At 60.2% G+C, this 25925-nt stretch carries 24 protein-coding genes and 1 pseudogene; 15 read left to right on the forward strand and 10 right to left on the reverse strand.

The genetic code is table 11. From position 1 onward, the window contains the following. Positions 1–31 precede the first annotated feature (31 nt). Together BK660_RS19965 and BK660_RS19970 are read left to right on the forward strand one after the other, a co-directional pair. Positions 32–1030, forward strand: coding sequence for a hydrolase (locus BK660_RS19965; protein ID WP_123434747.1), 999 nt, complete (start codon positions 32–34; stop codon positions 1028–1030). Between the two features lie 39 nt (positions 1031–1069). After that, positions 1070–1186: pseudogene (locus BK660_RS19970) on the forward strand (AraC family transcriptional regulator); the annotation flags it as partial. Between the two features lie 41 nt (positions 1187–1227). Here the strand turns inward: BK660_RS19970 and BK660_RS19975 are convergent. Further along, positions 1228–2082: a sulfurtransferase gene (locus BK660_RS19975; protein WP_123434748.1), complete on the reverse strand. Its 855-nt coding sequence runs from the start codon at positions 2080–2082 to the stop codon at positions 1228–1230. A 33-nt stretch (positions 2083–2115) separates the two neighbouring features. Continuing rightward, positions 2116–2787, reverse strand: coding sequence for a TetR/AcrR family transcriptional regulator (locus BK660_RS19980; RefSeq protein WP_123434749.1), 672 nt, complete (start codon positions 2785–2787; stop codon positions 2116–2118). 146 nt (positions 2788–2933) lie between these two features. Between BK660_RS19980 and BK660_RS19985 the strand changes: the two genes are divergently transcribed. The 5 genes from BK660_RS19985 to BK660_RS20005 all read left to right on the forward strand — a co-directional run bounded on the left by BK660_RS19985 (position 2934) and on the right by BK660_RS20005 (position 7608). Then, positions 2934–4364 (forward strand): coniferyl aldehyde dehydrogenase, encoded by a 1431-nt coding sequence (locus BK660_RS19985; RefSeq protein ID WP_123434750.1) that lies wholly within the window; start codon positions 2934–2936, stop codon positions 4362–4364. A gap of 28 nt (positions 4365–4392) precedes the next feature. Beyond that, positions 4393–4938, forward strand: coding sequence for a twin-arginine translocation pathway signal protein (locus BK660_RS19990; RefSeq protein ID WP_123434751.1), 546 nt, complete (start codon positions 4393–4395; stop codon positions 4936–4938). 125 nt (positions 4939–5063) lie between these two features. Continuing rightward, complete coding sequence (locus tag BK660_RS19995; protein ID WP_123434752.1) at positions 5064–6659, forward strand: GMC family oxidoreductase; 1596 nt, start codon at positions 5064–5066, stop codon at positions 6657–6659. Positions 6660–6774: 115 nt separating this feature from the next. Continuing rightward, complete coding sequence (coaD, locus tag BK660_RS20000) at positions 6775–7254, forward strand: pantetheine-phosphate adenylyltransferase (RefSeq protein ID WP_007945531.1); 480 nt, start codon at positions 6775–6777, stop codon at positions 7252–7254. A 102-nt stretch (positions 7255–7356) separates the two neighbouring features. Further along, a complete protein-coding gene (locus BK660_RS20005) occupies positions 7357–7608 on the forward strand; it encodes a YfhL family 4Fe-4S dicluster ferredoxin (RefSeq protein WP_007945532.1) in 252 nt (83 codons plus the stop codon). 131 nt (positions 7609–7739) lie between these two features. Here BK660_RS20005 and BK660_RS20010 read toward each other — a convergent pair whose 3' ends face one another. From BK660_RS20010 to BK660_RS20020, 3 genes are read right to left on the reverse strand one after another with little or no spacing between them, the layout of a single operon-like run. Continuing rightward, entirely contained in the window at positions 7740–8063 is a 324-nt protein-coding gene (locus BK660_RS20010; protein ID WP_123434753.1) for a multidrug transporter, read from the reverse strand. A gap of 54 nt (positions 8064–8117) precedes the next feature. Next, the gene (gene mutM / locus BK660_RS20015) at positions 8118–8930 is read right to left on the reverse strand and encodes a bifunctional DNA-formamidopyrimidine glycosylase/DNA-(apurinic or apyrimidinic site) lyase (RefSeq protein WP_123434754.1); all 813 of its coding nucleotides are present in this window, start codon (positions 8928–8930) and stop codon (positions 8118–8120) included. Positions 8931–8958: 28 nt separating this feature from the next. Further along, positions 8959–9774 (reverse strand): HDOD domain-containing protein, encoded by an 816-nt coding sequence (locus tag BK660_RS20020; protein WP_185045158.1) that lies wholly within the window; start codon positions 9772–9774, stop codon positions 8959–8961. 228 nt (positions 9775–10002) lie between these two features. On the opposite strand from BK660_RS20020, the gene BK660_RS20025 reads away from it, so the two are divergent. From BK660_RS20025 to ilvD, 5 genes are all read left to right on the forward strand, one after another. Further along, complete coding sequence (locus tag BK660_RS20025) at positions 10003–11199, forward strand: class I SAM-dependent rRNA methyltransferase (RefSeq protein ID WP_007945535.1); 1197 nt, start codon at positions 10003–10005, stop codon at positions 11197–11199. Positions 11200–11621: 422 nt separating this feature from the next. Then, a complete protein-coding gene (locus tag BK660_RS20030) occupies positions 11622–12701 on the forward strand; it encodes a SagB family peptide dehydrogenase (RefSeq protein ID WP_123434756.1) in 1080 nt (359 codons plus the stop codon). Next, complete coding sequence (locus tag BK660_RS20035) at positions 12698–13675, forward strand: diiron oxygenase (RefSeq protein WP_123434757.1); 978 nt, start codon at positions 12698–12700, stop codon at positions 13673–13675. The genes BK660_RS20030 and BK660_RS20035 overlap by 4 nt, the downstream gene beginning before the upstream one ends. Next, positions 13668–14852: an MFS transporter gene (locus BK660_RS20040; protein WP_123434758.1), complete on the forward strand. Its 1185-nt coding sequence runs from the start codon at positions 13668–13670 to the stop codon at positions 14850–14852. Before BK660_RS20035 ends, BK660_RS20040 begins: the two co-directional genes overlap by 8 nt. A gap of 246 nt (positions 14853–15098) precedes the next feature. Then, positions 15099–16940, forward strand: coding sequence for a dihydroxy-acid dehydratase (ilvD, locus tag BK660_RS20045; protein WP_027926529.1), 1842 nt, complete (start codon positions 15099–15101; stop codon positions 16938–16940). Between the two features lie 170 nt (positions 16941–17110). On the opposite strand, the gene BK660_RS20050 is transcribed toward ilvD, so the two are convergent. Then, on the reverse strand, positions 17111–18166 hold the full coding sequence (locus tag BK660_RS20050; protein ID WP_123434759.1) for an HAD family hydrolase: 1056 nt from the start codon (positions 18164–18166) through the stop codon (positions 17111–17113). A 242-nt stretch (positions 18167–18408) separates the two neighbouring features. Between BK660_RS20050 and BK660_RS20055 the strand changes: the two genes are divergently transcribed. Further along, positions 18409–19800: an L-cystine transporter gene (locus BK660_RS20055; protein WP_123434760.1), complete on the forward strand. Its 1392-nt coding sequence runs from the start codon at positions 18409–18411 to the stop codon at positions 19798–19800. Between the two features lie 122 nt (positions 19801–19922). Here BK660_RS20055 and BK660_RS20060 read toward each other — a convergent pair whose 3' ends face one another. Continuing rightward, the gene (locus BK660_RS20060) at positions 19923–20435 is read right to left on the reverse strand and encodes a dihydrofolate reductase (RefSeq protein WP_123434761.1); all 513 of its coding nucleotides are present in this window, start codon (positions 20433–20435) and stop codon (positions 19923–19925) included. Between the two features lie 85 nt (positions 20436–20520). Here BK660_RS20060 and BK660_RS20065 point away from each other — a divergent pair, with 85 nt between their 5' ends. Both BK660_RS20065 and BK660_RS20070 read left to right on the forward strand, forming a co-directional pair. Continuing rightward, on the forward strand, positions 20521–21900 hold the full coding sequence (locus BK660_RS20065) for a DUF2868 domain-containing protein (RefSeq protein ID WP_123434914.1): 1380 nt from the start codon (positions 20521–20523) through the stop codon (positions 21898–21900). Next, on the forward strand, positions 21893–23269 hold the full coding sequence (locus BK660_RS20070; RefSeq protein WP_123434762.1) for a GTPase/DUF3482 domain-containing protein: 1377 nt from the start codon (positions 21893–21895) through the stop codon (positions 23267–23269). The genes BK660_RS20065 and BK660_RS20070 overlap by 8 nt, the downstream gene beginning before the upstream one ends. Positions 23270–23454: 185 nt before the next feature. Here the strand turns inward: BK660_RS20070 and BK660_RS20075 are convergent, their stop codons facing one another. The 3 genes from BK660_RS20075 to BK660_RS20085 all read right to left on the reverse strand — a co-directional run bounded on the left by BK660_RS20075 (position 23455) and on the right by BK660_RS20085 (position 25815). Beyond that, positions 23455–23988 (reverse strand): hypothetical protein, encoded by a 534-nt coding sequence (locus BK660_RS20075; protein WP_123434763.1) that lies wholly within the window; start codon positions 23986–23988, stop codon positions 23455–23457. A 94-nt stretch (positions 23989–24082) separates the two neighbouring features. Next, the gene (locus BK660_RS20080) at positions 24083–24682 is read right to left on the reverse strand and encodes a phosphonate degradation HD-domain oxygenase (protein ID WP_123434764.1); all 600 of its coding nucleotides are present in this window, start codon (positions 24680–24682) and stop codon (positions 24083–24085) included. Beyond that, positions 24682–25815: a TIGR03364 family FAD-dependent oxidoreductase gene (locus BK660_RS20085; protein WP_123434765.1), complete on the reverse strand. Its 1134-nt coding sequence runs from the start codon at positions 25813–25815 to the stop codon at positions 24682–24684. The genes BK660_RS20080 and BK660_RS20085 overlap by 1 nt, the downstream gene beginning before the upstream one ends. Positions 25816–25925 lie beyond the last annotated feature (110 nt).

Genomic DNA, 25925 nt, shown 5'->3' on the forward strand with positions numbered 1-25925 from the left:
CCCGTTGCGCACCGCTGCATCGAGAGCAATCGTGTCCCATCCGCCAGACCGCTTCACCCCCGCCTTGGGCCTGGGCAATCCGCACTTGCAAACCTTGTGGGGACCGCTTTGGCGCAAAACCACGCACATCGAACGCGAGCGCGAACGCTTGTGGCTCGAAGACGGCGACTTTCTCGACCTCGACTGGCACGGCCCACACAGCGCGACTGCACCGTTGGTGCTGGTGTTGCACGGGCTGACCGGCTCCTCGAATTCACCGTATGTGGCCGGCGTGCAAAAGGCCCTCGCCGCCCAAGACTGGGCCAGTGTCGCGTTGAACTGGCGCGGCTGTTCGGGCGAACCTAATCTGTTGGCGCGCAGCTACCATTCCGGCGCCAGCGAAGACCTCGCCGAAACCATCAGGCACCTGCGGGCCAAACGTCCATTAGCGCCGCTGTACGTGGTGGGTTATTCCTTGGGCGGCAATGTCTTGCTCAAGCACTTGGGTGAATCCGGCAGTGACAGCGGCGTGGCCGGCGCGGTCGCGGTGTCGGTGCCGTTTCGCCTCGACCAGTGCGCGGACCGTATCGGACAGGGCTTTTCCAGGGTTTATCAGGCGCATTTCATGCGCGAGATGCTCGCCTACATCAAGAACAAACAGCGCCAGTTCCAGCACGACGGACGCGAAGAGGGCCTTGCGGCGTTGGCAGCACTGGGTTCGCTGGAAAACATGCGCACCTTCTGGGATTTCGATGGCCGGGTCACAGCGCCATTGAATGGTTTTATCGATGCCGAGGATTATTACCGCCGCGCGTCGAGCCGTTATTTCCTTGGGGAGATTCGCACACCGACCCTGATCATTCAGGCGGCCGACGATCCCTTCGTCTTCCCCCACAGCCTGCCGCAAGCCGACGAATTGTCGGCCTGCACGCAACTGGAATTACAGACCAGGGGCGGGCATGTCGGCTTCGTCGATGGCTCGTTCAGGCAACCGGGTTATTACCTGGAACGACGCATTCCGCAGTGGCTGGCCGCCGTGGGGCGCGAGTAGCCGATGGACGTCGATCAGGGCGAGTCGATCCGCTTCTGGCAAACGGCGCCGAAATTGGGGTTTGCCGATCAGAGTCATCTGGGTCGGCAGTTCAAGCAGGTGTATGGCGTGGGGCCGGGGGCGTATCGCAGCGCCCGAAAACCGCTCTGGGATTGAGCGTGGCGCAAATCCCAGTGTGGGAGCATTGGGATCTGTGTTTATTCGCCGATAGCGACGCCGTGTGAGGGATCGTTGATCCACTCGCTCCACGAACCGGCATACAACGAAGCCAACGGATAACCCGCCAGGCACAGCGCAAACAGGTTATGGCAAGCCGTTACGCCCGACCCGCAGTACGCCACCAGATCGGTCGGCGAGCGATCACCAAGTTTCGCGGCAAATCGCTGCTTGAGCTGATCAGCCGGCAAAAACCGCCCATCGCCGCCAAGGTTGTCGGTAAACGCCGCACATTGCGCCCCCGGAATGTGCCCGGCTATCGGATCAATCGGTTCCACTTCGCCTTTGAAACGCGGCAAGCCGCGGGCATCGAGCAAGGTCAACTCAGGTTGGCCGAGACGCTGCTCAAGCTGTTGCGTACTCAAGACCAGCGCGTTGTCCGGCGTCCCGCTGAAGGTGCCCCGTTTGGTGTCGCACGCATCCAGACTGAGCGGCAAACCCGCCGCATGCCAGGCCTTGAGCCCGCCATCCAGAATAAACACGCCGTCACGCTTGCCCAGCCATGCCAGTAACCACCAGGCCCGCGCCGCAAAGGCACCGGGACCGTCATCGTACAAAACCACTTCGCTGTCGGGGTTGATGCCCCAGGCTTGCAGGCGCTCGATCAAGTCATCCGCTTCAGGCAGCGGATGACGCCCGGTCACGCCCTTGACCACCGTCCCGCTCAAATCACGCTCGAGATCGGCAAACTTCGAACCGGCGATGTGCCCTTCGGCATAGCTGCGCTGGCCGTAATCCGGGTCTTCGAGGGCAAAACGACAATCGAGAATCACCAGCCCCGGCTGGTCCTTTTTCAGGTCCAGTGCTTGCGGGCTGATCAGTTGCGCAATGGGCATAGCGGGCTCCTGTGAATAAGTCGGTGTTCGATCCTACTGCACTTCCTCAAGGGCTTGGGCCAACGGCACGTAAAACTCTTCGTACAGCGCATCCACGGCATCGCGCGCCTGATCCGTGACGAAACCGGCCTCAAGCACCAGCACCTGATACACGCCCCGTTTAATGGCTTGCTCGCTCAAGTGATTGGAGTTTTCCCGCGTGGTGCACAGGAATCGCACCCAGGACGTCAGGATGATCCACGCATTCAGTGTCAGGGACTCGATCTGGACCTTGTCCATCTGCAGGATGCCGGCCTCGACGAAGCCCGCATAGATGTGCGTCCCATGGATCAGGCAGCGCTGGGAAAACCGTCGGTAACGGGCGGCGAGTTCCGGATCGCTGTCGAGCAAGTGCTCGAGATCGCGATGCAAAAACCGGTAGCGCCACATCGCCGCCAGCAACTCCTGAAGGTAGAAGCGCTTGTCGTCCACCGTCGACGCACGCCCCTGCGGCGGGCGCAGAAAGCTGTCCACCAGGCTTTCGTACTCACTGAACAACACGGCGATGATCGCCTGCTTGTTGGGGAAGTGGTAGTACAGGTTGCCCGGTGAAATTTCCATGTGGGCAGCAATGTGGTTGGTGCTGATGCTGCGCTCACCCTGCTGATTGAACAGCTCCAGGCTGTTCTGCACGATGCGCTCGCTGGTTTTGATCCGAGGGGCCATGGCTTGAGCTTTAATTCAGAGTGCGATGACAGGCATCTTACGACCTATCCGCGAGTGGATAAAACAATGCTGTTCCAGGATGTCATTTGACTTTCTAGAGCATAGACTCTAAAAAGTCACTCATTACAATAAATCCGGAGCCGACAATGACTGCTGACATCGCCTACCTTCAGAACCTGAATCAGCCTCTGGAAGAACTGCAGACCCTGTTCGACGCCCAGCGCTCCGCTTACGCCGCCAACCCGATGCCGCCGGCCGCCCAGCGCCAGCAATGGCTCAAAGCCCTGCGCGACCTGTTGAGCAATGAACGCCAGGCACTGATCGAGGCGATCAGCCAGGATTTCAGCCATCGAAGCGCCGACGAAACCCTGCTCGCCGAACTGATGCCCAGCCTGCACGGCATTCATTACGCCAGCCAGCACCTCAAAGGCTGGATGAAAGACTCGCGGCGCAAGGTCGGCATCGCTTTTCAACCGGCGGCGGCCAAAGTCGTTTACCAACCGCTGGGCGTGGTCGGCGTGATCGTGCCGTGGAACTACCCGCTGTACCTGGCCATCGGCCCATTGGTGGGCGCGCTGTCGGCCGGTAATCGGGTGATGCTCAAACTCAGCGAATCGACCCCGGCCACCGGTTTGCTGCTCAAGGAGTTGCTCGCCCGGGTCTTCCCTCAAGACCTGGTGTGCGTGGTGCTGGGTGAAGCCGACGTTGGTGTCGCGTTCTCTCGCCTGCGTTTCGACCACCTGCTGTTCACCGGCGCCACCAGCATCGGCAAACACGTGATGCGTGCGGCGGCCGAGAACCTCACCCCGGTGACCCTCGAACTCGGTGGCAAGTCCCCGGCCATTGTGTCCCATGACGTACCGCTGAAAGACGCCGCCGAACGCATCGCCTTCGGCAAGACCCTGAACGCCGGGCAAACCTGCGTGGCCCCGGACTACGTGCTGGTGCCGGAAGACCGCGTCGGTAGTTTCGTCGAAGCCTATCGTCAGGTGGTTCGCGGGTTTTATCCGACACTGGCTGACAACCCGGACTACACCGCCATCATCAACGAGCGGCAACTGGCGCGTCTCAACGGCTACATCAGCGATGCCACCAGCAAAGGTGCGCTGTTGATTCCGCTGTTCGATCAGGGTCAGGGCCGGCGCATGAGCCATAGTCTGCTGCTCAACGTCACCGACGACATGACCGTGATGCAGGACGAAATCTTCGGCCCGCTGCTGCCAATCGTGCCGTACAAGCACCTGGATGAGGCCTTTGCCTACATCAACCAACGCCCTCGCCCACTGGCGCTGTACTACTTCGGCTACGACAAACGCGAACAGAACCGTGTGCTCCACGAAACCCACTCCGGTGGTGTCTGCCTCAACGACACGCTGCTGCACGTCGCGCAGGACGATATGCCGTTCGGTGGCATCGGTGCATCGGGCATGGGCCATTACCACGGCCACGAAGGCTTCCTGACCTTCAGCAAGGCCAAAGGGGTGTTGATCAAGCAGCGCTTCAATGCCTCAAAGCTGATCTACCCGCCGTACGGAAAATCCATCCAGAAACTGATCCAGAAGCTGTTCATCCGCTAACGATCACCACCATCGGGTAATAACAATAATGAGCCCAAGCCTGACCGATACACCCGCGCTGTCACGGCGCGGCCTGCTGAAATTCAGCCTCGGCGCCAGCGCCTTCCTGGCTACCGCCGGGTTGGGCGCAAGCCTCAGCGGCTGCTCGTCGAGCACCGCGGCGAACGGTTTCGTGATCCTGCGCAGCAGCGACCTGCTGTTTTTGCGTGCACTGATCCCGGTGATGCTCGAGGGTGCGGTCGCTGCCGAAAAAATGCCGGCATCGGTCGACCAGACCCTGCACTGCCTGGATAACAGCCTGAATCACCTGTCGCCGGAAATGCTCAGGCTGACTCAGCAACTGTTCGATGTGTTGGGGATGGCCGTGACGCGCGGGCCGCTGACCGGGATCTGGGGTAGTTGGGAAAATGCCAGTGGTGATGAGATCCGGCATTTTCTTGATCGCTGGGAAAACAGTTCGTTGAGCTTGTTGCGCATGGGGCATAGCTCGTTGCTGCAACTGGTGATGATGGCGTGGTACACCCGGGCCGAATCGTGGGTGCATTGCGGGTATCCCGGGCCGCCTACAGTCTGAAACCGAGTCGACCCTATCGCGAGCAGGCTCGCTCCCACATGAGATTGCGTCCCCCTGTGGGAGCGAGCCTGCTCGCGATGGCGCCCGCAAGAACACCCAAAAAACAACTACAAGAGAACCTGAGAATGCCTGTACCCGACCCGTTCCGAGAAGGCCTGTCCCGTGGCTGGAAAACCTACAACGGCGCGCAACTGACCCAAGACCTGACCCTCGAAGCGGACGTGGCGATCATCGGCAGCGGTGCCGGCGGCGGCACCACGGCGGAAATCCTCAGCGCGGCCGGCTACAAAGTGCTGTTGATCGAAGAGGGCCCGCTCAAGACCAGCAGCGACTTCAAGATGCTCGAAGACCAGGCCTACACCAGCCTCTATCAGGAAGGCATCGGGCGCATGAGCAAGGATGGCGCAATCACCATCCTCCAGGGCCGCGCGGTGGGCGGCACCACGCTGATCAACTGGACTTCGAGCTTTCGCACACCCACCCCAACGCTCGAACACTGGGCCAGCGAACACGATGTAAAAGGCCACTCGCCTGCCGAAATGGCGCCCTGGTTCGAAAAAATGGAACAACGCCTCGGCGTCGCGCCGTGGAGGGTGCCGCCCAACGCCAACAACGACGTGATCCGCAAAGGCTGTGAAAAACTCGGCTACAGCTGGCACGTTATCCCGCGCAACGTGCGTGGCTGCTGGAACCTCGGCTATTGCGGCATGGGCTGCCCGACCAACGCCAAGCAATCGATGCTGGTCACGACCATTCCGGCGACCCTGGAAAAAGGTGGCGAGCTGCTGTACCTGGCCCGCGCCGAAAAGCTGTCGATCAAGGACGGCAAGGTCACTGGCCTGCAATGCGTGGCGATGGACGACCGTTGCGTCGCACCGATCGGACGCACGATCACGGTCAAGGCGCGCCACTACGTACTCGCCGGCGGCGGGATCAACAGCCCGGCGCTGCTCCTGCGTTCTGAGGCACCGGATCCGCACAAGCGTCTGGGCAAACGCACGTTCCTGCATTTGGTGAACATGTCCGCCGGGCTGTTCGACGAGGTGATCAACCCGTTCTACGGCGCGCCACAGTCGATCTATTCCGACCATTTCCAATGGCAGGACGGCACCACCGGCAAGATGGCCTACAAACTTGAAGTCCCGCCCCTGCACCCGGCACTGGCGACGACCCTGCTCGGCGGTTTTGGCAAGGAAAACGCCCAGCACATGGAGCACCTGCCGCATACCCACGCCATGCTTGCGTTGTTGCGCGACGGTTTCCATCCGGACAGCCCCGGCGGCAGCGTCGAACTGCGCGGTGACAACACGCCCGTGCTCGACTATCAAGTCTCGCCTTACGCCTGGGACGGTTTGCGCCGGGCCTTCCACAGCATGGCCGAGATCCAGTTCGCCGGTGGCGCCAAATCAGTGATGCCGATGCACGCCGATGCTCGCTACGTGAAAACCCTGGCTGAAGCGCGCACGTTGATCGATGGCTTGAGCCTTGAGTTGTATCGCACGCGCCTGGGCAGCGCCCACGTAATGGGCGGTTGTGCGATGGGCGAAGACCCGAAAAACGCCGTGACTGACAGCCTCGGCCGTCATCACCAGCTGAGCAATCTGTCGATCCATGACGGCTCGCTGTTCCCCACCAGCATTGGCGCAAACCCGCAGTTGTCGGTGTACGGGCTGACCGCGCAACTGGCCACTTCCCTGGCCGAACGTTTGAAAAACCCATGAAAAGGGAGAATATTCGTATCGTCTATAGTGCTTTCTTACCCAACAGGCGACTTGGCCGACCGGGAAGGCTGCGATACCATCCGACTCCCCAACGGACTCCCGCCAGGACGACGCGATGAACCGAGTGTTGTACCCAGGTACCTTCGACCCTATTACCAAGGGCCATGGCGACTTGGTCGAACGCGCCGCGCGCCTGTTCGATCATGTGATCATTGCCGTCGCCGCCAGCCCCAAGAAAAACCCGTTGTTTCCTCTGGAACAGCGTGTGGAGCTGGCCCGCGAGGTCACTAAACATCTGCCGAACGTTGAAGTCGTCGGTTTCTCGACGCTGCTCGCGCACTTCGCCAAAGAGAAGAACGCCAACGTGTTCCTGCGTGGCTTGCGTGCGGTGTCGGACTTCGAATACGAATTCCAGCTGGCCAACATGAACCGTCAGCTCGCGCCGGATGTGGAAAGCCTGTTTCTTACGCCTTCCGAGCGTTATTCGTTCATTTCCTCGACGCTGGTCCGTGAAATCGCGGCGCTGGGCGGTGATATCACCAAATTCGTCCACCCTGCGGTGGCCGACGCTCTTACTGAGCGCTTCAAGAAGTAAAGACCGCTCAAGCGGCGCCCGCGTGCACTGCGGGCGCCAATGCGGCACAATTGCGCGCATTGGTTTATTGCGCCCGGGCCTGTCGCCCTGGCTGGAGTTAGCATGTCCCTGATCATCACCGACGATTGCATCAACTGCGACGTCTGCGAACCCGAGTGCCCGAACGCCGCCATTTCCCAAGGCGAAGAGATCTATGTGATCGACCCGAACCTGTGCACGCAGTGTGTCGGCCACTACGACGAACCTCAGTGCCAGCAAGTGTGCCCGGTGGATTGCATTCCGCTGGACGAAGCGCATCCGGAGACTGAAGACGAGTTGATGGAGAAGTACCGGAAGATTACCGGCAAGGCTTGAGTCAGATAGTTTTGTAGAGCCTGTTCAGACGCCTTCGCGAGCAAGCCCGCTCCCACATTTGATCGCGGTCTAATGTGGGAGCGGGCTTGCTCGCGAAGGCGCCATCAGCCACACAGAAAATCCAAAGGCTGTCACTCCCGCTGCTCAAACCCCTCCCCGATACACCCCAGACACCGTACAAACGCCGCTTTCGCCGGGTCAACCACCAACGCCTGCCCCGCGTCGCCAACGCCACCACCGAGTGCGGTAAACGGCAACGACACCACAAACACACCAGCACCAATCACCGTCGCCACGACCAGCAACGGTCGGGCAATCAGCAAATCACCGATCATGGCGTACGCCGGGGGATTCTGGATGGTGTAGAGCGGGTCGCCGCTGCCATTGTTTGCTGCCAGCGCGCCGGCATTGGCGCCGAGCAAGCAGACAACGACAAGGGTTCGAAACAGGTTCATGGCACGGTCCTTATGCGAGGCAGTGAGAACACTGACTATAGACCGTGGGAGTTTTCAGCTCTGACAGCGGGGGCAAAAGACGCTGGCGCGCTGCCCGAGCTTCACATCCCGAAGTTCTGTGCCGCAGACCTTGCAGGGCTCATGGCCCCGGCCATACACGAACAGTTCCTGCTGGAAGTAACCCGGTTGGCCGTCACCGCCGATAAAGTCGCGCAACGTGGTGCCGCCGCGCTCGATGGCGGCGGCGAGGATGCGTTTGATTTCTATCGCCAGTTTCAAATAACGCGCCCGGGAAATGCTCTTGGCTTCGCGGCGCGGATCGATGCCGGCGGCGAACAGCGCTTCGGTCGCGTAGATATTGCCGACGCCCACCACCACGGCGTTATCCATGATGAACGGCTTGATTGCCATGGAACGCCCACGTGACTGTTGAAACAGACGCTCGCCGTCGAACAGGTCGGTCAATGGCTCCGGCCCCAGGCGAATCAGCAGTTCGTGGTTGAGCGGGTCAAGGCTCCAGAGCATCGCGCCAAACCGTCGCGGGTCGGTGTAACGCAGCGCCAGGCCGGATTCCAGTTCGATATCCACGTGCTCATGCTTGGCCGCCGGCAGGCCGGCTTCCACCAGCCGCAAATTCCCCGACATGCCCAGATGGCTGATCAACGTGCCGACTTCGGCATTGATCAGCAGGTACTTGGCGCGCCGTTCCACCAGCACGATGCGCTGCCCGGACAACCGCACATCAAGGTCTTCGGGAATCGGCCAGCGCAGGCGCCGGTCACGCACGATCACCCGGCTGACCCGTTGGCCCTCGAGGTGCGGCGCAATTCCGCGGCGGGTGGTTTCGACTTCCGGCAGTTCAGGCATGGTGCACTCGAATCAGGCTATCCAGCACTCAACGGTGAGCGCCGAGGTCGCGAATGGTTTGCTTGAGCGTCTCGAAGTCGTAATCCGAGAGGCCGACATAGTCGAGCACCAGATGCCCGATGCTGTTCCATTCGTGGTCTTCATTCTGGTTGCCCAACACCCGGTAGGACGCACAAATGTGTTCGGCCATCTTGAGGATCGCCAGCAAGTTCTTGAGCTGGGCATTGCGCGACGACTCATCGCTGAAAATCGCCAACGCGTTGTGGTGATTGGCGATCGCGGCGGTCACATGGTCCGGCAGGCGCCAGGATTTGGCGGTGTAGTAACCGACCACGGCGTGGTTGGTGTTGAACACGCGGTTCTCGGTGTCCACTATCCGGCATTCGGCGCTGGCGTTGGCATACGCCTCTTCCAGAACGGTCATGTAGTTGGGGAAACGCTGCAGCATCAGCGGCACGCCGCAGTCGTGGAACAGGCCCAGCGCGTACGCTTCGTCGCCCGCCTGGGCACCAATGCGCTTGGCCAGCGTCAGGCAGGTCATCGCCACATCCTGAGCCGTGTCCCAGAAGCGGTTCAGCGTGACGATGGTGTCGTCATTCATCTCACCCTTGATCGACTGCGCGTTGATCAGGTTGATGATTGAGCGACTGCCCAGCAGATTCACTGCGCGCTGGATCGAGGCGATCTTGTTGCTCAAGCCGTAATACGGCGAGTTGACGATCTTCAGCAAGGCGCCAGAGAGGCCCGGGTCTTGGGAGATCAGTTTGGCGATCACTTCCAGGTCCGGGTCGGGCATGTACTGCTCCATCTGCAAATCCACCATGATTTGCGGCTGGGCGGGCACGCTGATGCCTTGCAGGGACTGTTGAATCTGTTCGGTAGTCAGCTCTTGGGACATAAGTACACACTCTGGGCCAGGCGCAGATTCTAGCTTCTAAAAGTTGGATCCGACACCTTGGAGGGTACATCTGCTGAAGTTTCATCTTTGGCGCGCCTTCACCGCATGTCCATCCATCAAACCGGGGCCTTGCGCAACACGCTATACTCCCGCTCTTTTTTCCGGAGCGACGTCATGTCCCTGCCTAGCCTGCGCCTCAAAGCCAACGCCGACCGTCGCCTGCGAAACGGCCACTTGTGGGTCTACAGCAACGAAATCGATGTCGCCGCCACTCCATTGCACGGCTTCAAGGCCGGTGATCAGGCGATCCTCGAAGCCGCCGGCGGCAAGCCGCTGGGCATCGTTGCCATGAGCCCGAACAACCTGATCTGCGCCCGCCTGCTGTCGCGCGACATCAAGTTGCCGCTGGACAAGTCGTTGCTCGTTCACCGTATCAACGTCGCCCTGTCGCTGCGCGATCGCCTGTTCGACAAGCCGTTCTATCGCCTCGTCTACGGTGACTCCGACCTGCTGCCAGGCCTGGTGGTCGACCGTTTCGGCGACATCCTCGTGGTACAGATCGCCTCGGCGACCATGGAAGCTCATAAAGAAGACGTGATCGCCGCGTTGACCCAAGTGCTCAAGCCAAGCGGCATTCTGTTCAAGAATGACTCCGCCGCCCGTGATGCCGAAGGCCTCAACCGCTACGTCGAAACCGTGTTCGGCCTGGTGCCGGAGTGGGTAGCGCTGGAAGAGAACGGCGTGAAATTCGAAGCACCGGTCATGCAAGGCCAGAAAACCGGCTGGTTCTACGACCACCGCATGAACCGCGCACGCCTGGCCCCGTATGCCAAAGGCAAACGCGTGCTCGACCTGTACAGCTACATCGGTGGCTGGGGCGTGCAAGCAGCCGCCTTCGGCGCCAGTGAAGTGTTCTGCGTCGACGCGTCGGCCTTCGCCCTCGACGGCGTCGAGCGTAACGCCGCGCTGAACGGTTTCGCCGACAAAATGACCTGCATTGAAGGCGACGTGTTCGAAGCCCTCAAAGAGCTGAAAGCCAGCGAAGAACGTTTCGACGTGATCGTGGCCGACCCGCCGGCGTTCATCAAACGCAAGAAAGACATGAAGAACGGCGAAGGCGCCTACCGCCGCCTGAACGAGCAAGCCATGCGCCTGCTCAGCAAGGACGGCATCCTGGTCAGCGCTTCGTGCTCGATGCACCTGCCAGAAGACGACCTGCAAAACATCCTGCTGACCAGCGCCCGTCACCTGGACCGCAACATCCAGTTGCTGGAGCGTGGCGCTCAAGGCCCGGATCACCCGGTTCACCCGGCCATCGCTGAAACCCGCTACATCAAGAGCATCACCTGCCGCCTGCTGCCAAACAGCTGATTGCGCGGTTTGACGGGGAGCCGATCGGCTCCCCGTCCTATTATTCGATGTTCATTCCTACAACTTCTTACACTTGCAATCCTTGCGACTTGCAGGACGTTTCTCTGTGCTTTGCACTTTGGAGAATACGCCTTACAAAATCTAAGGGTCATTTCGATTGATCCGACAAAATAACTAGAACATTCCTACTCAATCTCTCCTTGATAAGAATTCATTACCAACTATGATTGAGTTGTCACATTGAAGTGACGCTCATTATCAATGACAAGGAGTTACAAAGATGAAAGCAATTACTCTGGAAGCAAACACCATCGCCAACCTGGCTTTTCTGGTTGCGCCGAAAGCCCGCTAAGTAAATGAAGCGCTGGGGAGTGCCGGCTACCCAGCGTTCTCTACGAAAAACCCAGAGTGAATCGCCCATCATGCAGATAAACCCTTATCTTTTCATACTTCCGCGCACGCCCGATCAAATAGTGTGGGATTACAAAAATCACAAACAGTACGAACTGGATCTTGACTATTCAACACGACTTGCAGAATTGATCAACAACCCGAACAAGTTCAATCGTAACAACAGTATAGACACCCAACTTCTTGAAGCAGGAATACTCACGACTTCAACCCCCACTCTAATTGAATGGGGCTGGGATGATCTGTCGAAAATATTTCATATCGGCACCAAGAACATCCCTTGCCAACATACCCCACAAGATATTCATGAATGGTCCAGAGAATATCTGAACCATTGCAGCGAAGTGCTGGCCACACCGACCCCGGACACCCGTCTGGCGGAACGTCTGGCAGACGAAAAGATTTCATTGCCCAAACCTGGATGCCTGCCACAAGGCACTCTGGCAAATGCCCTGATCGACCGAAAAACCTGCCGTACCTTCACCAGCGAGCCCCTCTCGCTCGAAGCGGTCAGCACGTTGCTCTACTTGTCCCTCGGTTACTTGCGAGAACGTGAGGACGACGTCGACGAAAACGTCGCCGAAGGACTTGGCGCCCGCCGCACCAGCCCCTCCGGGGGGGGGCTAAACGCCTGTGAAGGCTTCCTGCTCGTGCAAAACGTCAGCGGCCTCAAACCTGGGCTCTATGCCTACCATCCAACCGAACATGCGTTGAGCTTCGTCAACTCGCTGCCAGATCGACCACTGGGGCAACTGCTGTGCGGGCAACACTTCATCAATAACCTGCCGGTTGGCCTGTTCATCACCAGTCGATTCGACAAGCTGTGGTGGAAATATGAACACTCGCGCGCCTATCGAATGGCCTACGTTGAAGCTGGGCATATTTCCCAGACCTTCCAGTTGCTGGCCACCTCGCTCGGCTTTAACACTTGGCTGACCGGCGCCCTGACCGATGATCAGGTCGAGACGCTTCTCGGCCTCAATGACAGCGCAGAACAGCCTTTGTTTTTTGTCGGTTGCGGCAACAGCGACGGGGACCCGCTGTGCAAGGAACTGAAAACGCTGCTGAACCGTCAGGACTCGCAGTCATGACCGACACGCGCCTCGAACAGGCAATGCTTCCCACTGGCTGGGCCGATCGCTTTACCCTCGGCGACTGGGATAACCGCGCCGCAGTGCGAACCAGCAAACATAGCTATTTATTGCCGCCCGATATTGAACAGCAACTGGAAACCCGACATTGGTTCCCGCCGGCCTTCCTGCCTTATTTGAATCACCCGGCCGTGAAAGACGCCGGCCGCGCGATCACTCATCGACTGTCGGCCAATCATCTGGTGTATTTCCTCGACTACACCACCTTGCTCGAACATCGCATCGTCAATCGATCTGTCGAAACCATCGTCCATGACGAACTGGGTGTGAGCATTCCACAGCGGATGAAAAACGCTGCGCTGCAGCTCTACACCGACGAGGGCTATCACGCGCTCTTTTCCAACGGCCTCGCCGAGCAGATTGCCGCGTTCTACGGCCTGTTCGATCGACCCGTCATGCCGCAGCGAATCACCCGGCTGCACGCCCTGCTCGAACGCACACCTGACCGGCACAAGCCACTGGCCTGGTTCCTCACCGGTTTCGTCTCCGAAACGATCATCGCCAAGGATCTACTCGACATCTGCCGCGATGCGTTGGTGGACGGCGTTCAGGAAATGCTCAGGGACCACCTTGCCGACGAGGCGCGACACAGTCGCTATTTCTGCGAAGTGTTCCATTACCTGTGGCTGCACCTGACCAGCGCCCAACGCCTGTTCTGCGCGGGTCTGCTGCCGGAGCTCATTCGGGTTTTCTTTGAAGTCGATGAGCACTGGCTGAGGGCAAGCTTTCGCAGCGTCGGCCTCAGGGAAGCAGTCTGCCTGGAAATCACTGAAGGACTGTCCGATGCGCAAGCCACGCTGCAACGGACCCGTTCGGGCGCCAGCGCGACCCTGAGCGCCCTGAAAAACGCCGGGTTCTTCGACCTGCCTTACAACCGGCAACTCTTCACCAGAGCCGGGCTTCTTGATGAATAAAGTTATCGAAGCACCCCAGGTCAAAGAAGGCCGGGCCATGGTCATTCTGTTGATGACCATGACGCTGCTTGCTGTTTTCCCCCTCGACGTCGTGCTCCCGTCCTTTCCCGCGCTCTCCGACCACTTCCGCACTACGCCTGTCGATATAGCGTTGTCCGTCAGCCTCTTTGCCATTGGCCTGGCGTTTTCACTGCTGCTGATCGGGCCGTTGTCCGACAGGTTCGGCCGCAAAAAACTGCTGCTAGGGGGCATTGCTCTGGCTGCCGTGGGTGCAACGGGTTGTCTGCTCGTCAGCGATTACACCTGGTTTCTGGTCTTTCGCGTTGTTCAGGCGATGGGCTGCGGCTCGTTTGCCTTGTCGCAGGCACTGGTCCAGGACCTGTTCGCTGGCCGCGAACTGGAACGACTGCGAATCTGGATGGCCACCGCCGGCGGGATTTTCATCTCCAGTTCGCCGCTGATCGGCACCTGGCTACAGTTGCATGTGGGCTGGCAGGGCAGTTTTTATGTTTTCATCGGCCTGGCCATTATTGTCTGGTTGAGGTCCTGCTTCCTGCTGAAGGAAAGCCGTAGCAGTGCTCCATCGTCCCGGCGATTCTTCAGCGTTTATTGGTTGCTGCTGAGCGACATCCGCTTTACGGGTTACTGGCTGATATCCGGTCTCGCCTTCGCCTGCCATTTCTCGTTCATCGTCATTTCACCACTCCTGTTCATGGAGCACCTGAACCTGTCCGCCTACCAGTTCGCCTGGGCGCTGTTGCTGTATGGCGCCGCGTATGTGGTCGGCGGGATTATCGCCAGCCTCCTGCATCGCCATCTGGAGGGCGGCCGGCAAATCAATATCGGCCTGGGCCTGATTGCGCTCTCGGGCCTGGTGATGCCATGGCTGGTCTGGCAGTTTGGCCTGTCCGCCGCCACGGTTCTGATTCCCATGCTGATCTGTACCGCTGGCACCACCATTTGCCGCCCCATCGCCAACTCCAGGGCGATGAGCCTCTACCCCCAACACGCCGGTACCGCGACCTCGGCCGGCAGCCTGCTGATTTTCATGTGTGGCGGCCTGATCAGTGCCGTGATCAACCTGGCCAGCGCCTACCTGACCACGGCCCTGGCCGTGTGCTTTTTGATGTTGAGTGCGGTGGGTATCGGCTTGAACGTCGTGATCAATCGCCGATAACCCTGTCCACACGTCTTGTCAGCGCTATCTCCAAAGCGGCAGCCATTCCCTCCTGACGCCAGCCGTGTAGAATCGCGACATTCATCGCCAGTCATCCCCCGGCGGGTTTATGAGCTCAAGCTGAAGCGCGCGGCGATCCCGCAAAGTTATCGGCAACTTCCGGACACACGGCCATTTCTGAGTGTTCCAGACGTCAATAGAAGCTCACTTCCCTTTTGATACCTGATTAGCCGCCCGGAGTGCTTCATGCCTGATTACCGCTCGAAAACATCCACCCACGGCCGCAACATGGCCGGCGCCCGCGCACTGTGGCGCGCTACGGGGATGAAAGATGACGACTTCAAAAAGCCGATCATCGCCATTGCCAACTCCTTCACCCAGTTCGTACCGGGCCACGTCCACCTCAAGGACCTGGGCCAACTGGTCGCCCGCGAGATCGAACGCGCTGGCGGTGTGGCAAAAGAATTCAACACCATCGCCGTGGATGACGGCATCGCCATGGGCCACGACGGCATGCTGTATTCGCTGCCGAGCCGCGAGATCATCGCCGACTCCGTCGAGTACATGGTCAACGCCCACTGCGCCGACGCCATCGTCTGCATCTCCAACTGCGACAAGATCACCCCTGGCATGCTGATGGCGTCCCTGCGCCTGAACATCCCGGTGATCTTCGTTTCCGGCGGCCCGATGGAAGCCGGCAAGACCAAACTGGCCAGCCACGGTCTCGACCTCGTCGACGCCATGGTGATCGCCGCCGACTCCAGCGCTTCTGACGAGAAAGTCGCTGAGTACGAGCGCAGCGCCTGCCCGACCTGCGGTTCGTGCTCCGGCATGTTCACCGCCAACTCGATGAACTGCCTGGTCGAAGCCCTGGGCCTGGCATTGCCGGGCAACGGTTCGACCCTGGCCACCCACAGCGACCGCGAGCAATTGTTCCTGCAGGCCGGGCGCACCATCGTCGAGCTGTGCAAGCGTTATTACACCGAGAACGACGAGTCGGTACTGCCGCGCAACATCGCCAACTTCAAGGCGTTCGAAAACGCCATGACGCTGGACATCGCCATGGGCGGCTCCACCAACACCATCCTGCACTTGCTGGCCGCCGCCCAGGAAGCCGAGATCGATTTCGACCTGCGCGACATCGACCGTCTGTCCCGTCACGTGCCGCAACTGTGCAAAGTCGCGCCGAACATCCAGAAGTACCACATGGAAGACGTGCACCGCGCCGGCGGGATCTTCAGCATCCTCGGCTCGCTGGCCCGTGGCGGCCTGCTGCACACCGACCTGCCGACCGTGCACAGCAAGACTTTGGCCGAAGGCATCGCCAAGTGGGACATCACCCAGACTGACGACGAAGCCGTGCATCACTTCTTCAAGGCCGGCCCGGCAGGCATTCCGACGCAGACCGCGTTCAGCCAGTCGACCCGTTGGGAAACCCTCGACGACGACCGTGAAAACGGCTGCATCCGCAGTGTCGAACACGCTTACTCGAAAGAAGGCGGCCTGGCCGTTCTCTACGGCAACATCGCGCTGGATGGCTGCGTGGTGAAAACCGCAGGCGTCGACGAGTCGATCCACGTCTTCGAAGGCAACGCCAAGATCTTCGAAAGCCAGGACAGCGCCGTACGCGGCATCCTCGCTGACGAAGTGAAGGCCGGCGACATCGTGATCATTCGTTACGAAGGCCCGAAAGGCGGCCCGGGCATGCAGGAAATGCTGTACCCGACGTCTTACCTGAAATCCAAAGGCCTGGGCAAAGCCTGCGCCCTGCTCACCGACGGCCGCTTCTCGGGCGGCACCTCGGGCCTGTCCATCGGCCACGCTTCGCCAGAAGCGGCAGCGGGTGGCGCGATTGGCCTGGTGCAGGACGGCGACAAAGTGCTGATCGACATTCCGAACCGCTCGATCAACCTGTTGATCAGCGACGAAGAAATGGCCGGGCGTCGTGCCGAGCAGGATCAGAAAGGCTGGAAGCCTGTGGAAAAACGTCCACGCAAGGTGACCACTGCACTGAAAGCCTACGCCCTGCTGGCGACCAGCGCCGACAAGGGTGCCGTGCGCAACAAGGCGATGCTCGACGGGTTGTAAGCGTCAATCGCAGAAATAAAAATGCCCCGCCAAGTGCGGGGCATCTTTGTTGTACTCGGTTAAATGTGAGAGCGGACTTGCTCGCGAAAGCGGTCTGACATTCAACATTGATGTTGAAAGTGCTGGCCCCTTCGCGAGCAAGCCCGCTCCCACATTTAGATTTTTGGCGCTTACTGGATCTCTTCAGGCTTCACGATCACCCAATTCTTGTCCGCCGTAACCTCAAGCCCTTCCTTGGCCTGGGCCGCGGCGTTCTTGGCCATCATGCCGTTAATCTGGGTCATGTATTTGTCCTTGCGGTTAACCCACAAGTGAATGCCGCCCTTGGCCACGTCAACGCTGTGGAACAGCATGTAACCATCGCTGCTCGGGGTATCGCCGCCCACCAGCACCGGCTTTTTCCACTCATCGATGTAAGTCAGGATTGCCGCTTGCTTGCCAGCCATCCAGGTCGCCGGGGTCCACAGGTATGGAGTCAGCTCGAGGCCGAGGTTGGCCTTCTCGTCATACTTGCCAGCAGTGATCTGCTTGCGCGCGGTGGTCAGTTCGCCGGACTTCGGGTCCTTCAGCAGCAGGCTCACGCCGATGACGTTCTGCGGTTTGACGTTGTAGCCGTACTTCGGATCGGAAGCGACCATGCGCACCAGCTCTTCGGAGGCGGCGGTCATCACATAGACCTCGATGCCGTTCTCCATCAGCTTGTTGTACAGCTCGGCCTGGCCGGTGAAGACTTTCGGCGGGTTGACGTCGAGTTTTTTGACCACGTCGCCTTCGTAATAAGTGGCCGGCACCGGTTTACCGGAGGCCATCAACTCGTCGACATAACCTTTGAGTTCTTTGAGCGTGAAGCCCGAGAACACTTGCGCGACCCATGGGTAACACACCATGTCGTCAATTTCGCAGAGACGGTAGTAGTAGCTGAACAGGCTTTCCTTGTGGTCGGCGGTGTCCTTGAACGGAATCAGTTTCAGGGAAGGGTCGAGTTTGTCGCGGGTGATCAGGCCCTTGTTCTCCATGAATGGCAGCAACGACTCTTCCAGGTCGTAGCGGTAGCTGGTGTTGTCCATGTCGAACACCGCGTAGTTACCTTTGTTGGCGTTGGCGGCAATCATTGCGTCCAGCGCCTTGGCCTGATCGGCTGGCCAGTGTTTCAAGTCGGTGGCGAATGCCTGGCCGGCAAGGCCCAGGCAAATGGCTGCAGCCAGCATTTTTGGTATGAATTTCATCTACGACTCTCCCTGAATGTGAAAGACATCGACGCTAACAAATAAGTGTGACAGTCCTCGTCTGTCAGCGACCGCTACCGTACCCATCGCGCCAACTGCATCCCCGACAGCGACACCGGCTTATTCCAAAAACGACAGTTCACCTCCGATTTTGGTATTAATTCATTAGATATCAAGCTGTTAGGCTTGCCGGTTCGCGGCTGCCCCGGAAGGCAGCTGGCACATGTCTGATCGGAGTTTTTATGAATCTGCCGCTGATCCTCAATCTGCTGGTATTCCTCGCCCTGCTGTTCGGCCTGGCCCAAACCCGCCACACCACCTGGAGCCTGGCGAAAAAAGTCCTGCTCGCCCTGGTGTTGGGCGTGGTGTTTGGTGTGGCGCTGCACACCGTTTATGGCGCCGGCAATCCGGTCTTGAAAGCCTCGATCGGCTGGTTCGATCTGGTGGGCAACGGTTACGTGCAGTTGCTGCAAATGATCGTGATCCCGCTGGTGTTCGCCTCGATCCTCAGCGCCGTGGCCCGTCTGCACAACGCGTCGTCATTGGGCAAGATCAGCTTCCTGACCATTGGCACGCTGCTGTTCACCACCGCCATCGCGGCGTTGATCGGCATCGGCTTGACCAACTTGTTCGGCCTGACCGCCGAAGGCCTGGTGGCCGGCACCCAGGAAATGGCGCGCCTGCAAACCATCCAGACCGACTACGCCGGCAAGGTCGCAGACCTGAACGTGCCGCAACTGTTGCTCTCGTTCATCCCGCAAAACCCGTTTGCCGATCTGGCGCGCGCCAAACCGACCTCGATCATCAGTGTGGTGATTTTTGCGGCGTTCCTCGGCGTCGCCGCTTTGCAATTGCTGAAGGATGACGTCGAGAAAGGTCAGAAAGTGATCAACGCCATCGACACCCTGCAAGCCTTGGTAATGCGTCTGGTGCGTCTGGTGATGAAGCTGACCCCGTACGGTGTGCTGGCGCTGATGACCAAAGTGGTCGCCGGTTCCAACCTGCAAGACATCATCAAGCTCGGCAGTTTTGTCGTGGTGTCTTACATCGGCCTCGGCCTGATGTTTGTGGTGCATGGCCTGCTGGTGTCAGCGGCCGGGATCAACCCGCTGCGGTTCTTCCGCAAAGTCTGGCCGGTGCTGACGTTTGCGTTCACCAGCCGCTCGAGCGCGGCGACGATTCCGTTGAGCATCGAAGCGCAGACCCGCCGTTTGGGCATTCCGCAATCCATCGCAAGCTTCGCCGCGTCGTTTGGCGCGACCATTGGCCAGAACGGCTGTGCCGGTCTGTACCCGGCGATGTTGGCGGTGATGGTCGCGCCGACCGTGGGTATCAACCCGCTGGACCCGCTGTGGATCGCGACGTTGGTGGCGATTGTGACGCTGAGCTCGGCCGGTGTGGCGGGTGTGGGCGGTGGTGCGACATTTGCTGCGCTGATCGTGTTGCCGGCGATGGGCTTGCCGGTGTCACTGGTGGCGTTGCTGATTTCGGTCGAGCCGCTGATTGATATGGGGCGCACGGCGCTGAACGTCAGCGGGTCGATGACGGCGGGGGCGATTACCAGCCAGATCATGCAGCAGACGGATAAAGAGTTGCTGGATGCGGATGAGCATTCGGAGTTGGCTCACGCCTGAGTCTTTCAGCGACTGGGCGAGCCTCTTCGCGAGCAAGCCCGCTCCCACATTTGAATTCAGGTGTTCACAAATGCTGTGTTCGTCGCAGGACTAATGTGGGAGCGGGCTTGCTCGCGAAGCTTTTAGGCTTTTTCCCAAACCTCAAAGTTGTACGCCGGCTTGTCGCCTTCAGCCGGATTCGGAACATTCGACACCAGCTTCCACTGCCCCGAATCAAACTCCGGAAACCACGCATCCCCTTCCGGGCTCAGCGCCACGCGGGTCAGGTACAACCGGTCCGCCTGGGCCATCCCCTGCGCATACAACTGCGCGCCGCCAATCAGCATCAGCTCATCGACGCCCTGCTCCTTCGCCCATGCTTCGGCGCGAACCACCGCGGCTTCGAGCGACGGGTAAACCTCGGCGCCTTCCAGCACCAGATCCGCCTGACGGCTGACCACGATGTTCAACCGGCCCGGCAGCGGTCGACCGAGGGAATCCCAGGTCTTGCGACCCATGATGATCGGTTTGCCCAGGGTGGTGGCCTTGAAGTATTTGAAGTCCCCCGGCAAGTGCCAGGGCATGCTGTTGTCGACGCCGATCACACGGTTTTCACCGAGGGCTGCGATCAGGCTGAGGGGAAGTAATTTAGTCATGCCCGCGAGGATACCAGAGCCATCCGTACCCCGATAAGCGCCACAGCGGTTATGCTCACAGCTCAATGGAGCGATGGGATCGCGCGTGACTGAACTGACTGGACTGCAAACTCTCTGGCTGACCGAAACCGTGCGCCTGCGTGAAGAACACGCCGGCCCGCTGGAAGACATGGAAGCCAACCGCCTGGCCCGCAGCGCCGGCGGCGACTTGCCGACACGGATTCACCGGCGGGCCATGTGGCTGGCCGAACGCGATGGATTGGCCAACGCCCTGCAACACTGGCTGCAAGGTGCGCGACTGGCGCTGATCGTGATGGCGGTGCTCGCCGTGATCAGCGGCGCCGGCCTGGCCTTCGCCGCGATGGGCGACGGGCAAACCCCGGTGAATGTGTTCTGGGCCTTGGGCAGTTTGCTCGGGCTGAACCTGATTCTGTTGCTGAGTTGGGCGCTGGGGCTGATATTCGCCGGTGAACAGGGCGCCACCCTCGGGCGCTTATGGTTGTGGCTCAGCGAAAAACTCGCCCGCGATGCCAAAGCCGCGCAACTGGCCCCGGCGCTGTTGCTGCTGTTGCAACGACACAAACTCAATCGCTGGGCGGTCGGTACGCTGGTCAACGGTTTGTGGCTGCTGGCGATGCTCAGCGCCCTGGTGATTCTGCTGACGTTGATGGCGACCCGGCGCTACGGTTTCGTCTGGGAAACCACCATTTTGAGCGCCGACACATTCGTCGCCATGACCCAGGCCCTCGGCGCGCTTCCGGCACTGCTCGGTTTCAGCGTGCCCACCGTGGAAATGATCCGCGCCAGCGGCGATGCCGCGCTGAACATCGAAAGCGCCCGACAGGCCTGGGCCGCCTGGCTGGTCGGTGTCCTGTTGATCTACGGGGTGCTACCGCGCTTGCTGCTGATGCTGTTTTGCCGCTGGCGCTGGAAAACCGGCCAAGGGAAATTGCAGCTGGACCTGAACCTGCCCGGCTACGCCCAATTGCGTGAACGCTTGATGCCCACCAGCGAACGCCTGGGCATCAGTGACGCCGCACCAGAGAAACTGCATCGCGTCGAAAGCGGTGTCACCGACCAGCAAAGCGACGGTGCCCTGCTGGTCGCCATCGAACTCGATGACCAACGTCCGTGGCCACCGCAACTGCCGAAAACCGTGGGCAACGCCGGGGTTCTCGACAGCCGTGAATCGCGCCACCGACTCCTCGAACAATTGAGCCGCTTTCCACCCGCACGCCTGCTCATCGCCTGCGATCCACGGCGCTCGCCGGACCGTGGCAGCCTGGCGTTGATCGCCGAACTGGCGCGCAATGCCGCCGCCACTCGCGTCTGGCTGCTGCAAGCGCCGCCCGGCGAGGCGCTCGACGCCGAACGGCTGGGTGACTGGCACATCGCATTGCAGCAGCTGGAATTACCGTTCGCCGATTGCGCGCCGATGAACTGGCTGGAGACCGGTCATGAGTAACGCCTGGAAGGCCCCGTTGAAACTCGCCGTGGTCGGCCACACCAACGTCGGCAAAACCTCATTGCTGCGCACCTTGACCCGCGATGTCGGCTTCGGCGAAGTGTCCCATCGCCCCAGCACCACGCGCCACGTCGAAGGCGCACGCTTGTCGGTGGACGGCGAGCCATTGCTCGACCTCTACGACACCCCCGGCCTGGAAGACGCCATCGCCCTGCTCGATTACCTCGAACGCCTGGAGCGACCCGGCGAACGCCTCGACGGCCCGGCCCGCCTGGCGCGATTCCTTGAGGGCAGTGAAGCCCGGCAGCGCTTTGAGCAGGAAGCCAAAGTGTTGCGGCAACTGCTCACCTGCGATGCCGGCCTCTACGTGATTGACGCCCGCGAACCGGTGCTGGCCAAGTACCGCGATGAACTGGAAGTGCTGGCCAGTTGCGGCAAGCCGCTGCTGCCGGTGCTGAATTTCGTCAGCAGCGCCCAGCATCGCGAGCCGGATTGGCGCGAAGCGTTGGCGCGTCTGGGCTTGCACGCCTTGGTTCGCTTCGACAGCGTCGCACCGCCGGAGGATGGCGAACGTCGCCTCTACGAAAGCCTCGCGCTGCTGCTGGAAAATTCCCGTGAACAGCTTGAACGCTTGATCGCCGATCAACAGGCTCAGCGCGTCGCACGTCAACAAAGCGCGGTGCGGCTGATTGCCGAATTGTTGATTGATTGCGCCGCCTGCCGGCGCAGCGTCGCCAGCGATGCGGATCAAGAACGACAGGCCATCAACGAACTGCACAAAGCCGTGCGTCAGCGCGAACAACGCTGCGTTGAAGCGCTGCTCAAGCTGTACGCCTTCCGCCCACAGGATGCGGCGGCCAGTGACTTGCCGCTGCTCGATGGGCGTTGGGGCGATGATTTGTTTAACCCGGAAACCCTGAAGCAGCTCGGTGTACGGGTCGGCAGCGGGATAGCGGCCGGTGCAGCCGCCGGGGCCGGGGTCGACTTGCTGGTGGGTGGTCTGACCCTGGGTGCGGCAGCACTGGCCGGCGCGATTGCCGGTGGCGCCCTGCAAACCGCGCGCAGCTATGGCAGCCGCTTGATCGGCAAGATCAAAGGTCAGCGAGAGCTGACCATCGATGACAGTGTGCTGCGGTTGTTGGCGTTGCGTCAGCGCCAGTTGTTGCAGGCGCTGAACGCACGCGGGCATGCGGCAATGGACAGCATTCAGGTCGCCACGCCGCAGGACAAGATCTGGCGCGAAGGAAAACTGCCCGAGGTGTTAAACAAGGCCCGGGCGCACCCGCAGTGGTCGTCGCTGAATACGCAGGCGAAGTTGAATCAGGCGGAGAGACAGGAGCAGGTTGAGGTGTTGGCGCAGCAGCTTTAAGGTCGGGTAGATTGCGGTGTTTGGACCGGCCCCTTCGCGAGCAGGCTCGCTCCCACAGGGAATTTGCGTCGTGCACAAATCCAATGTGGGAGCGAGCCTGCTCGCGATGGCCGTGACGCGGTTTCACGCTCTGATTGCTCACAGCCCGTACCAACGCGTCAGAACTCAGCACAACGCTCCAGGGCCTACTTCCATTTGAACTTGAGGTAAGTGTCGCTCAGCAACGACACCAGTTCACGATCCGTAGCATCTGTATCACCATCGTTATCCACATCGAAGTGGACCGACCAGTCGAGTGTGCCGTTGTTATCCGTGTCGTAAGCAGCGGCAGTAGACGCCAGCGTTTTGTCCGTGGGTTTCCCAGTGCCTTCGTGAAAGTGCAACCGCACGGTGTCCGGGGTGCCATCGCCGGCGAAATCCTCGGTAAATATTTTCAGATAGCGTTTTGTCGAAGCGCCTGGATTGAACCATTGCAGCCTGAGGCAGGCATTGGCGAAGGTTTTCAGCAGGCGCTGATCAACCGTGTTTTCCTTGCCGTCGTTGGTGACGTCGCCCATTTTGTAGTCGACTTTGCCGTCGGCATCGAAGTCGAGTGCGAAGGCTTTTTTGATCAGGACATCGTCGCCGGGTGTACAGGCAGTTTCATAGAATTGCAGCAGTACCGAGTCGGCACGACCGTTGCCGACCCGGTCCTGGACGGTGACTTTCAAATAGCGCATGAGCATTCCCTGGCAATAAAAGAAGCTCAAACACTAACGATTCGAAATCGTTGGAACCATGGCGCAACTGCGCCGCGTTATGTAGGAAATCTCGCTAAACACCTGCCGCAAAAGGTGTCTGAGTTGCAGGAGACTTGTTCCTGGCCAACAGCGCCGAGGCTTTCGACTTCAGCACCTGTAAGTCGATCACCGGCACCGACATTTCCTTCGCCAACTCATCCCACTGACGCATGCGCAAGCTGACCTCGCACAGCGGATCCTGCTCGAAGGCATCAGCCTCGACCGCTGTCATCACACCGCCCTGAAATTCCAACGTGCGGCGGCTGGCTTCGCTCAACCGCTCGTAGTACCCCGGCTCTTTGAGCGTCAGATAACGCTTGGCCTGCACGTGGTATTCCACCAGCCGCGCCATGCGCTCGCTGAAACCGGCGCGGCGCAGGTAGTCGGCGCCCAGTCGTTCGTGGCTGACCACTCCGAAGCCGCCCATGTTCTCGGCGCTTTCGGCGCAGATGTGCCCGATGTCGTGAAAAAACGCAGCCAACACCACTTCATCATCGAAGCCCTCGGCCATCGCCAATTGCGCGGCTTGGGACATATGCTCGATCTGCGACACCGGTTCGCCAATGTAGTCGCTGTCGCCAAAGCGTTCGTACAGACCGAACACTTCGGAGATCACCTGTTCGTGGTTACTCATCAACGCTCTCCCAACACAGTCGCCACATTACGTTCAGCCATCGCTGGCCCGACACTCATGCCGACACCGGTGTGCATCAGCGCCACGCTCAATCCCGGTGCCGGACGCAGGAACGAAAACGGCCCCGGCCCCCGTGAACCATAGACACCCTGCCAGCGTTCGACCACTTGCACCTTGCAGCCCAGCGTCTGCTCGGCCAGTTCGATCATCCAGTCGTCCACTTGCTCGGTGTTGAACGGCGACGGATCGCTGCCGTAGTGGTGGGAGTCGCCGATGATCAATTCGCCGTAAGGGGTCGGGCTGATCAGCAGGTGAATGCCGTTGTCATGCAGGTGCGGTTCATCGCGCAGAATTTGCGCCTGCACCGCCGCCGCTTCCGGCAGATCGGCAAAGGCGCCGTAGTGCACGCAACTCAAACCGGTGAGCAAGGCGTGTTGCAGGTTGAGGTTGATCTGCGGGCGGGCGCGAAGCATTTGCAGACGACAGATTTGCGGTTTGAGTTCGGCAATCTGTTCGGCCAGCAACGTCTGATAATCGTGGCCGGAACAGACGATGATCTGCTCGGCACTGAACGTGCCGGCGGTGCTGTGCAAGCGGCCCGGTTCGATGTCGCGGACCAGCGTCGAGAAGTGAAAGGTCACGCCGAGTTCGCGGCGCAGGTAGTCGATCAGCGCCGGAATGGCTTCGCGGGAATACAGTTGCTGATCGTCCATCCCGTGCAACGCGGCGCGGTGATGGGTGAACTGGCCGCGGTACAGATCACGCAAGGCAGCGCCGCGCAGCAGTTCGACGCGGTAACCGTGCTCCACGGCGCGGCCGGCACAGAACGCTTCCAGCAGGTGTTCTTCAGCTTCGTTGCGGGCGAACAGGTATGAGCCGTTGCGCTTGAGTTGCAGGCCGGCGAGTTGCGCCCACTGGCCCCAGATCTCGCGGCTGGCCTTGGCCAGTTCGAGCATCGGGCCCGGCGGCTGGCCAGTGACGAGGGCCTGGCCGAAGTTGCGCACCGAGGCGCCCAGAGGCGTTTCGCTGCGTTCGAAGACGGTGACTTTCAGACCGCGTCGGGCGGCGGCGTAGGCGTGGGACAGGCCGAGGATGCCGGCGCCGACGACCAGCAGGTCGTTGTGGTGTGTCATGGAAAATTGTCCCGAGTTTGAAGCCGCATTCGCGAGCAAGCCCGCTCCCACACTGGATTTGTGAACGACACAGATCAAATGTGGGAGCGGGCTTGCTCGCGAAGGGGCCC

Origin of the sequence: Pseudomonas brassicacearum (assembly GCF_003732265.1) — a bacterium.
Lineage (GTDB): Bacteria > Pseudomonadota > Gammaproteobacteria > Pseudomonadales > Pseudomonadaceae > Aquipseudomonas > Aquipseudomonas brassicacearum_D.

Coding starts and splice junctions, on each gene's coding strand:
- BK660_RS19975 (WP_123434748.1), bottom strand. CDS start 2,082: ATGCCCATTGCGCAACTGATCAGCCCGCAAGCACTGGACCTGAAAAAG.
- BK660_RS19980 (WP_123434749.1), bottom strand. CDS start 2,787: ATGGCCCCTCGGATCAAAACCAGCGAGCGCATCGTGCAGAACAGCCTG.
- BK660_RS19985 (WP_123434750.1), top strand. CDS start 2,934: ATGACTGCTGACATCGCCTACCTTCAGAACCTGAATCAGCCTCTGGAA.
- BK660_RS19990 (WP_123434751.1), top strand. CDS start 4,393: ATGAGCCCAAGCCTGACCGATACACCCGCGCTGTCACGGCGCGGCCTG.
- BK660_RS19995 (WP_123434752.1), top strand. CDS start 5,064: ATGCCTGTACCCGACCCGTTCCGAGAAGGCCTGTCCCGTGGCTGGAAA.
- coaD (WP_007945531.1), top strand. CDS start 6,775: ATGAACCGAGTGTTGTACCCAGGTACCTTCGACCCTATTACCAAGGGC.
- BK660_RS20005 (WP_007945532.1), top strand. CDS start 7,357: ATGTCCCTGATCATCACCGACGATTGCATCAACTGCGACGTCTGCGAA.
- BK660_RS20010 (WP_123434753.1), bottom strand. CDS start 8,063: ATGAACCTGTTTCGAACCCTTGTCGTTGTCTGCTTGCTCGGCGCCAAT.
- mutM (WP_123434754.1), bottom strand. CDS start 8,930: ATGCCTGAACTGCCGGAAGTCGAAACCACCCGCCGCGGAATTGCGCCG.
- BK660_RS20025 (WP_007945535.1), top strand. CDS start 10,003: ATGTCCCTGCCTAGCCTGCGCCTCAAAGCCAACGCCGACCGTCGCCTG.
- BK660_RS20030 (WP_123434756.1), top strand. CDS start 11,622: ATGCAGATAAACCCTTATCTTTTCATACTTCCGCGCACGCCCGATCAA.
- BK660_RS20035 (WP_123434757.1), top strand. CDS start 12,698: ATGACCGACACGCGCCTCGAACAGGCAATGCTTCCCACTGGCTGGGCC.
- BK660_RS20040 (WP_123434758.1), top strand. CDS start 13,668: ATGAATAAAGTTATCGAAGCACCCCAGGTCAAAGAAGGCCGGGCCATG.
- ilvD (WP_027926529.1), top strand. CDS start 15,099: ATGCCTGATTACCGCTCGAAAACATCCACCCACGGCCGCAACATGGCC.
- BK660_RS20050 (WP_123434759.1), bottom strand. CDS start 18,166: ATGAAATTCATACCAAAAATGCTGGCTGCAGCCATTTGCCTGGGCCTT.
- BK660_RS20055 (WP_123434760.1), top strand. CDS start 18,409: ATGAATCTGCCGCTGATCCTCAATCTGCTGGTATTCCTCGCCCTGCTG.
- BK660_RS20060 (WP_123434761.1), bottom strand. CDS start 20,435: ATGACTAAATTACTTCCCCTCAGCCTGATCGCAGCCCTCGGTGAAAAC.
- BK660_RS20070 (WP_123434762.1), top strand. CDS start 21,893: ATGAGTAACGCCTGGAAGGCCCCGTTGAAACTCGCCGTGGTCGGCCAC.
- BK660_RS20075 (WP_123434763.1), bottom strand. CDS start 23,988: ATGCGCTATTTGAAAGTCACCGTCCAGGACCGGGTCGGCAACGGTCGT.
- BK660_RS20080 (WP_123434764.1), bottom strand. CDS start 24,682: ATGAGTAACCACGAACAGGTGATCTCCGAAGTGTTCGGTCTGTACGAA.
- BK660_RS20085 (WP_123434765.1), bottom strand. CDS start 25,815: ATGACACACCACAACGACCTGCTGGTCGTCGGCGCCGGCATCCTCGGC.